Source organism: Kitasatospora sp. NPDC048545, assembly GCF_040651155.1.
Lineage (GTDB): Bacteria > Actinomycetota > Actinomycetes > Streptomycetales > Streptomycetaceae > Kitasatospora.
Window position 1 is genome coordinate 56,507 of the sequence record NZ_JBEZIQ010000057.1, and the last position, 8,807, is coordinate 65,313.

The 8,807-nt window shown below is 73.5% G+C and carries 6 protein-coding genes; 4 read left to right on the forward strand and 2 right to left on the reverse strand.

Going from position 1 to position 8,807, the window contains the following annotated elements; genetic code table 11:
* The first annotated feature begins 125 nt into the window (after positions 1-125).
* Positions 126-1,811, forward strand: coding sequence for an NAD(P)/FAD-dependent oxidoreductase (locus AB0D10_RS37020; RefSeq protein WP_360264400.1), 1,686 nt, complete (start codon positions 126-128; stop codon positions 1,809-1,811).
* 109 nt (positions 1,812-1,920) lie between these two features.
* The gene (locus AB0D10_RS37025; protein WP_360264401.1) at positions 1,921-2,535 is read left to right on the forward strand and encodes a TIGR03086 family metal-binding protein; all 615 of its coding nucleotides are present in this window, start codon (positions 1,921-1,923) and stop codon (positions 2,533-2,535) included.
* 191 nt (positions 2,536-2,726) lie between these two features.
* Here the strand turns inward: AB0D10_RS37025 and AB0D10_RS37030 are convergent, their stop codons facing one another.
* Positions 2,727-3,434, reverse strand: a complete 708-nt coding sequence (locus AB0D10_RS37030; RefSeq protein WP_360264404.1) for a hypothetical protein — start codon at positions 3,432-3,434, stop codon at positions 2,727-2,729.
* A 468-nt stretch (positions 3,435-3,902) separates the two neighbouring features.
* On the opposite strand from AB0D10_RS37030, the gene AB0D10_RS37035 reads away from it, so the two are divergent.
* Together AB0D10_RS37035 and AB0D10_RS37040 are read left to right on the forward strand one after the other, a co-directional pair.
* Complete coding sequence (locus tag AB0D10_RS37035; RefSeq protein ID WP_360264406.1) at positions 3,903-4,805, forward strand: nuclease; 903 nt, start codon at positions 3,903-3,905, stop codon at positions 4,803-4,805.
* 279 nt (positions 4,806-5,084) lie between these two features.
* On the forward strand, positions 5,085-6,263 hold the full coding sequence (locus AB0D10_RS37040) for an alpha-hydroxy-acid oxidizing protein (RefSeq protein ID WP_360264408.1): 1,179 nt from the start codon (positions 5,085-5,087) through the stop codon (positions 6,261-6,263).
* Positions 6,264-6,424: 161 nt separating this feature from the next.
* On the opposite strand, the gene AB0D10_RS37045 is transcribed toward AB0D10_RS37040, so the two are convergent.
* Complete coding sequence (locus tag AB0D10_RS37045) at positions 6,425-8,536, reverse strand: phosphocholine-specific phospholipase C (RefSeq protein ID WP_360264411.1); 2,112 nt, start codon at positions 8,534-8,536, stop codon at positions 6,425-6,427.
* Positions 8,537-8,807 lie beyond the last annotated feature (271 nt).

Sequence of the window (8,807 nt, forward strand, 5' to 3'; positions counted from 1 at the left end):
CCCGCATGCCCGTCCGCACCCTCCGCAAGCCCCGTCACCCGCGCCCTCCGCCGGCCCGCCGCCTCCGAAGGGCCCCTCGCCGCACGACTGTTCCGCGCTCCCCGGCTGTGGCGTAGCGTGGCCGGATGAACACGAACGCGTCCTCGCGGTACGACGTCGTGATCGTCGGCGGCGGGCACAACGGGCTGGTGGCGGCCGCGTACCTGGCACGCGCCGGGCAGCGGGTGCTGGTGCTGGAGCGGCTGGCCCGGGTCGGCGGGGCGGCGGTGTCCGCACAGGCGTTCGCGGGGGTGGACGCGCGGCTGTCGCGCTACTCGTACCTGGTGAGCCTGCTGCCGCGGAAGATCGTCCGGGAGCTCGGGCTGCGGTTGGAACTGCGGCGGCGGCGGATCGCCTCGTACACGCCCGCCGAGCGGGACGGGAAGCCGACCGGCCTGCTGGTGGACGCGGACGATCCCGGCCGGACCCGGGAGTCGTTCCGGGCGCTGACCGGCGGCGACCGGGAGTGGCAGGCGTGGCAGCGCTTCTACGGGACGACCGCACGGGTCGCCGAGCGGGTGTTCCCGACTCTCACCGAGCCGCTGCCCTCCCGGACGGAGCTGCGCCGGCGGATCGGGGACGACACGGCCTGGGCGTCGCTGTTCGAGGAGCCGCTGGGCGCGGTGATCGAGCGGTGCTTCGCGGACGACCTGGTGCGCGGGGTGGTCCTGACGGACGCGCTGATCGGCACCTTCACCCACGCCCACGACCCCTCGCTCCGGCAGAACCGCTGCTTCCTCTACCACGTGATCGGCAACGGCACGGGCGACTGGGACGTGCCGGTCGGCGGGATGGGCGCGGTGACGGACGCGCTGGCCGAGGCGGCCCTGGCGGCCGGCGCGGAGATCCGGACCGGCCACGAGGTCACCGCCATCGCCGCGGACCGCACCCCCGCAGGCGGGACGGCCCGCGGTGGCGGCAGCGCGGACGCCGAGGTGTCGTACCGGGACCTGGCGCGGGGCGGCGAGGGCACGGTGGCGGCGCACCGGGTGTTGGTGAACGCCGCACCCGCGGTGCTGGCCCGGCTGCTGGGTGACGACCCGGGGCCCGCACCGGAGGGCGCCCAGCTCAAGGTCAACATGGTGCTGCGCCGGCTGCCGCGGCTGCGGGACAGCGCCGCGGACCCGCGCGAGGCCTTCGCGGGGACCTTCCACATCGCCGAGGGCTACCGGCAGTTGGCGACCGCCCACGCCGAGGCACGGGACGGCCGGATGCCCTCGGCGCCGCCCTCCGAGATCTACTGCCACACCCTCACCGACCCGTCGATCCTCGGCCCCGAGGCCGTCCGTGAGGGGCTCCAGACGCTCACCCTCTTCGGCCTGCACATGCCCGCCCGGCTGTTCGGCGACCCGGCGGCCAAGGACCGTGCGCTGGCCGCGAGTCTGGCGCAGCTGGACGCGGTACTGGCCGAGCCGATCGCCGGCTGCTTGGCCACGGACGCCGACGGGCGGCCCTGCCTCGAAGCCAGGACGCCGGTGGAGCTGGAGCGGGAGATCGGCCTGCCGGGCGGCCACATCTTCCACCGCGACCTCGCCTTCCCGTTCGTGGACGACGACGGCGCCGGAGACGACGCTGTCGGGCACACCGGTGCCGGCGCCTGGGATGCCGGTGTCAGGGATGCCGGTGCCGGCGCCGCCGCCCGCTGGGGCGTGGCCACCGACCGGCCGGGCGTCCTGCTGTGCGGCGCGGGAGCCGTCCGGGGCGGTGGCGTCAGCGGCATCCCCGGTCACAACGCGGCGCGGGCCGTCCTGGAGGAAGGGGCGCGCCGCTGACGCGCAGGGGCCGCGCGGCCACACACCGCAGCAGGCGCCCCGTACGCCTGGCACGTCACTCCCGGTGGCGGTTTACTGAGAGTGAGCAGGGCAGGAGGGAGGCCCTCCGATGGAATGTCCGCACCCACCCGGGTTCCATGTCGAGGTCCGTGAACGCTACGTCGCCGCCGTGGCGGAGGTGACCCGCCTGGTGCGGGCCGTTCCCGACGACGGCTGGACGGCGTGCACACCGTGCCGGGACTGGGACGTCCGCACACTGATGAACCACCTTGCCGCGCAGCACCTCTGGGTGTGCCAGGCGGTGGCCGGCTACACTCCGGAGGCGATCGGCCACCGGTTCGGCGGCGACGTGCTGGGCCGCAACCCCGTCGGGGTGTGGGCGATGGCCGCCGACACCGCGGTGCGCGCGCTGCACCAGCCGGGCGTGCCCGACCAACTGGTGCACCTGTCGTACGGGACGCGCGACGCGGGCGGATACGCCCGCGAGCTGACCGCCGAGACCGTCGTGCACGGCTGGGACCTGGCACGGGCCCTGGGCGAGAGCGGCCGGATGCCGCCCGGCGCCGCCGGGTACGCGCTCGCCGAGTTCCAGGGCTACCGCAACCTGAGCGGCACCGGCATGTTCGACCCGCCGCTCGTCAGCGCTCCGGGCGCCGACGCGCAGGACCGGCTGCTGGCCCTCACCGGCCGTGACCCGCACTGGTCCTACGACGCCCTGCCCTGACGGGCACCGCGGGCGTCCGGTCCTCCCGAACGACCGGTCCCCGCGCCCGGATCCGGACGCGGGGACGAGGGGCGCGGGGACGAGGGGTCGAACCGTCGAAGGGGTCGAGCCGTAGGACAGCCGAGCCGTGGCCCGACGGCCCGCCGAGCCGTCGAGCCGTCGAGCCGTCGAGCCGTCGAGCTGACGGACCGTCAGGCGCGGGCGAGGGCCCAGGCGCCGAGGCCGTTGCAGCCGCCCGCCGAGTAGGTGGTGGCGCGGAACCCGGGCGGGACCGGCGAGCCGGGGCAGGTCCACAGGCCCACCCGGGCGATGTTGTGGTACCAGGCACCGGCCCCGTCGCAGCCGGCCTGCAGGTGACCGGTGATCACGTAGCCCGCCACCACCGGGGAGCCGGAGCAGGTCCAGATCCCGTCATGCGGGAGGCCGTGCTGCCAGGAGCCGATGCCGCCGCAGCCGGCCCGCAGGTGGTTGGTGATGACGTACCCGGGCACGACCGGAGAACCGGAACAGGTCCATATGCCGTCCTTGACCAGGCTGTGGCGCCACGAGCCGATGCCCCGACAGCCGGAGGTCTGGTGGTCCGTGATCACGTAGCCGGCGACCACCGGGGAGCCGGAGCAGGTCCAGATGCCGTCCTTCACCGGCTGCTGATACCAGGAGCCGAAGCCGCCGCAGCCGGCCGGGTCGTGGTCCGTGATGACGTTCCCGGCGTCGACGGGCTGCCCGGAGCAGGCCCACCGGCCGGACGGCCACGCGGGCTTGGCCTCCGCCGAGGACATGCCGGAGACCGTGCCACCCAGGACGACGGCCGCGACCAGCGCGAACGCTGCCGCGGCCGCTCCGATCCCGCGGCCGGCGACCGCGGCCGCCGCTCGCTTCCACAGCTGACGGACATTCATTGTCGAACCACTCCAGACGGATCGGGGGCGAGGGGACGTCCCGCACGCCGGAGCGCCCGGCGGCGGATCGAGAGTCACCCTACGGGGAGACGGAGTGAAAGTTCGGTGGAGGTTCCAGGAAATCGACCCCGGGGGCGACCTTGTCCGAAACCCGTCATCCCGACCCTCTCGACGACGCCACTCCCCTCGCTCCGCGCCCCGCGACGCCCGGCGACACTCGGTGACACCCCGCACGAGAGCCCCGCGCGAAAGCCCCGCGAGGGGCCCGCTCTCCTCACCGTGCGTGACCACGCACGTCCGGAGTGACATCGCCACCGGACGGGCGCATGGTGGAAGGAAGGACGACGCGGACGGCCCGTCGCCGGATCCGCCGCCCGAGGCTCTCGCCGAACCCGACACTTCGCATACGGACAGAGCTCTCGGTCCGGCGCCGCCGTGGTGGCGGCCCGTCAGATCCGGGAGGCAGACATGTCCATGATGCTCATCACCGGCTCCTACCAGGTCCTCCACGACCGCCCCGACGGCGACACCGTCCACTTCCTTCCACAGGACCCGGGCTACTGGTGCGACGTCCCCGGCCGCAACCGGGTCGACCGCGACGAGCACGGCGGCGCCTCGCTGCGGCTGGACGCGATCGACGCCCTCGAAACCCACTACCAGGGCGTCGGCCCGGACTTCGCGCACCAGCCACTGGGGCTCGGCGCGCACGCCGCCCGTGACGAACTGCTGACGTGGCTGGGCTTCACCGAGGTCGTCCAGGACGACCAGGAGAAGGTCACCGCCTCGACCCCGGCGGCCGTCCCCGGCTACATCCTCACCGGCGGCGCCGACGTCTTCCACCGCTGCGTGGCACTGGTCGGCCGCGGCGCACCGCCGAACGTCGGCGACCCCCCGAAGCCCGCGCGCAGCGGCTTCCGGCTGGACGTCACCCCCGACCTGCTGCACCAGACCGTCAACCACCACCTGCTCTCGCTCGGCCTGGTCTACCCCACGTTCTACCAGGGCCTGCCCGACGCCCTCCGGGCCGACCTGACCGCCACCGCGCAGCAGGCCCGGACGGCCAGGGCCCCGGGCAGCGTCTGGCTGCACGACGTCACCACCACCGGCGCGAAGATCGAGAACCTCGAATCGATCACCGAGGACCTCGTGATGCTGCCGAAGCTGTTCCGCCGCCTCGTCGACTACGTCCGGCTCTTCGGCCCGGGCCTGGGCTGCCTGCCCGCCTTCCTGGCCGGCGGCACCGACGAGTTCACCCTCCCCGAGCGCCCCAAGCCGCCCACCGTCGGCCTGCAGCACGTGGTCGAGGTCACCGACGGCAGCACGGTGCGGATGACCCGGCCCGTCGAGGACCTGCTGTTCGCCGAGAAGTAGCCCGGCCCGCCCGGACGTTGACGCACCCGCCCGGACGCGGGTCCGGAGGCCGGGGCAGCCACCGAGCAGGCGACCGGAACGACGGCAGGTCCGGAGGCCGGGGCGAAGCGCTGACCCGGCACCACCGCACCCTGGTCAGGGGCGCTCGCCGTGACGAGAATGCCGGAGCGCCGTCCACCCGCCCGACCGGGCCGACGGCCGGCGCCACCGGCCGGGACGTTCCCGGGCGGGCCCGGGACGCTCTCCCGGGCGGGTGACGGCGGAAGGACGGCGACCGGGATGGCCCCCGAGTTCGGCACACGGTTCGGCGACTACCAGAACGAGATCTACCTGAACGGGCTCGGCGGTGTGCTGCCGACGATGCCGATGACCTTCGCGGAGCTGGAGGCCCGGGCACAGTCGGCCCTGGCGCCGTCCGTGCTGTCCTACGTCGCGGGCGGGGCGGGCGACGAGTCCACCCAGCGGGCGAACGTCGCCGCCTTCGACCGCTGGGGCCTGGTACCGCGGATGATGGTCGGCGCGAAGGAACGGGACCTGTCCGTGGACCTGTTCGGGATGCAGCTGCCGTCCCCGCTGTTCATGGCCCCCGTCGGGGTGATCGGCCTCTGTGCACAGGACGGCCACGGGGACCTCGCCACCGCCCGGGCCGCCGCCCGCACCGGCGTCCCGATGATCGCCTCCACCCTCACCGTCGACCCGCTGGAGCAGGTGGCCGCCGAGTCCGGCGACACCCCCGGTTTCTTCCAGCTCTACACCCCCACCGACCGGGCGCTCGCCGAGAGCCTGGTCCACCGGGCGGAGACCGCCGGCTACAAGGGCATCGTCGTCACCCTGGACACCTGGATCACCGGCTGGCGCCCGCGCGACCTCGCCGCCTCCAACTTCCCCCAGCTGCGCGGCCACTGCCTGGCCAACTACACCTCCGACCCGGTCTTCCGCGCCCGCCTCGCCAAGGCCCCCGAGGAGGACCCGCAGGCCGCCGTCCTGGAGTGGATCGGCATCTTCGGCAACCCGCTGACCTGGAACGACCTGCCCTGGCTGCGCTCGCTCACCGACCTGCCCATCCTCCTCAAGGGCCTCTGCCATCCCGAGGACGTCCGCCGCGCCAGGGACGGCGGCATCGACGGCATCTACTGCTCGAACCACGGCGGCCGCCAGGCGAACGGCGGTCTGCCCGCCCTCGACGCGCTGCCCGCCGTCGTCGAGGCCGCCGCCGGCCTGCCCGTCCTCTTCGACTCCGGCGTCCGCTCCGGCGCCGACGTCATCAAGGCCCTCGCCCTCGGCGCCACCGCCGTCGGCGTCGGCCGCCCGTACGTCTACGGCCTCGCGCTGGAGGGAACCGACGGCATCGTGCACGTGCTGCGCTCGCTGCTCGCCGAGGCGGACCTGATCATGGCCGTCGACGGCTACCCGACGCTCGCCGACCTGCGTGCCGAGGGCGCCCTGCTTCGCATCTGACGCATCATCATGTCGCGACGTCGGCACCACCGCCACCAGCCGAGCCGGTGAAGCTGCCGAGCCGCCGGAGCCCTACGGCACGTGTCGGCAGCCAAGTCGACCAGACCGGCCGAGCCCCGGGAGAGCACCCGGGTATGCGCGGACCAGTCAGCGCGGACCCGTCAGCGCGGACCGGGGTCGCTGGTGCCCGGGCGGCCGTTCTCCAGGTGGCCGGCCCAACGGCGGCGGAACGCCGGCCCGCCGGTGGCCGCGACGGTGACGTCGTACCAGCGGCTGTCGCCGCGCACGTCGAAGGTGAACCGGGCCGTGGCGCCGGGGCGGAGGGTGCGGCTCTGCCGCGAGCCCTTCGCGTAGGCGTTCTCGGCGGTCACCGTCCGGGCGACCGGCCCGTCGTTGGAGACCGTGACGCGGACCTGGTTCCTCGACGGGTCGAAGTGTCCGACCAACCCACCCGGGAGCGCACCCTCGAACTCCTGCACCGAGCCGTTCGGGCCGTGGCCGACGAGGTGGTAGCCACCGGTGCCGGACACCGGCCAGAAGTCCGCGAAGGTGTCGCCGGCCGAGACCGTGTACCGCCTCGGGGCGACCGTCGGTGCCGTCCGGTCGTAGACGTAGAGCCACGCGCCCGCCGAGCCCTGGTTCTCCAGTTCGAGCCGGAACTGCCCCGGGCTGTCCGTCTCCTCCTCGTTGACCCTCAGGTCGTACGGAAGCGCGCGAGCCGGCCGGGCGCCCGGCTCCTGGACCGGCATCCGCTGCGGCAGCGGCACCTGGTAGGCCTTGCCCTGCGAGGCGATCGGCGCGGGCACCGGCACCGCGACCCGCCGCCCGTCCGCGCCGGAGAAGTCCAGCGCCGAGGTGAGGTCACCGCAGACCGACCGGCGCCACGCGCTGATGTTGGGCTCCTCGATGCCGAAGCGGGCCTCCAGGAACCGCAGCACCGAGGTGTGGTCGAAGGTCTCCGAGCACACCCAACCACCTCGCGACCACGGAGAGATGACCAGCAACGGCACGCGCGGACCGAGGCCGATCGGCTGCAGGCCGCCCGGATCCGAGCCGGGCACCAGCGGGCTCATCTCCCCCGGGTACTTCGCGAGGTCGAGCAGCTCGTCGCCGAGGCTCGCCACCAGGTCGGCGGAGACCATGCCCTGACCGCCCGGGCGGCTCACCACTGGCGGCATCGGCGGGACGACGTGGTCGAACAGGCCGTCGTTCTCGTCGTAGTTGATGAGGAAGACGGTCCGGCCCCACACCTCGGGGTTCGACGTCAGCGCGTCCAGCACGAGGTTGATGTAGTACGCGCCGTCCGTCGGCGTGGCGGAGGGGTGCTCGCTGTACTTGTACGGCGGGACGATCCAGGAGACCTGCGGCAGCCGCCCCTGCTCGACGTCGGCCCGGAACTCCTTCAGCGTGTGGTCGGTGGCGCCCTTGTCCACCAGCGGGCCCGACGCGCCCTCGGCCACCTGGTACCGCTCGAAGAACATCAGCGAGTTGTCGGTGTAGTTGTCCGTCGGGGTGCCCGGCTCACCGGAACCGCCCTGGTACAGCTTCCAGCTGACGCCGGCCGCCTCCAGCCGCTCGGGGTACGTCGTCCAGGTGTAGCCGTTGGTGTCGTTGCGCTCCCACAACCCCGGGCCGTTCGGCTTGCGGCCGTACGCGTTGCGCGGGTCGCCGGTGCCGGTCCACAGGTAGATGCGGTTGGGCGCGGTGTCGGCGTGCACCGAGCAGAAGTACGCGTCGCAGACGGTGAAGGCGTCGGCAAGGGCGAAGTGGTACCGCAGGTCCTGGCGCTTGAGGTGACCCATCGTCATGACGTCCTGCTTCTGGTTCACCCACTGGTCGTGGCGCCCCTCGTTCCAGGCGAGGTGGCCGCTGCTCCACCCGTGGTCCGTACCGGCCTGGTACTCGGTGGTGTTCCCGGGGTCGATGTACCAGGGCAGCACCTCCTGCTCGGAGGCCGGCAGGCCGCGGTCGTGGTACCGGCCGGTCCGCACGGATGCGGCGGGCTGGTACCAGTTCGGCCGGCCGTTCGGCAACAGCGTGGGACGCGGGTCGGCGAACCCGCGCACACCGCGCAGGGTGCCGAAGTAGTGGTCGAAGGAACGGTTCTCCTGCATCAGGATGACGACGTGTTCGACGTCCTCGATCGAACGGGTCCTGCCGACCGCAGGCAGCGCCAGGGCCTTGCCGACCGCGGGCGGGAACGCCGCGAGGCCCGCGGCGGCGGCGGACGCGCCGCCCAGCTGGAGGAATCGGCGCCGGTCGATGGAGGCCACGTGTTGTCCTTCCTTCGGGGGTGCACGGGTGCGTGCGTGGTTCCGGGGAGAGGAATCGAACCTAGGGGCCGCAGGCAAGGCCGTACACGGACCGCACGCGAACGCCGCGTGAGCGTTCGGCCAACTCCTGCCCCGCCGGCTCCGGCGTTCGCCCCGGAAACACGTGCCCCGGAAACGCGAAGAACCCCCATCCGGAATCCGGATGGGGGTTCTTCACAAAGGTTGTTCGGCGGCGTCCTACTCTCCCACAGGGTCCCCCCTGCAGTACCAT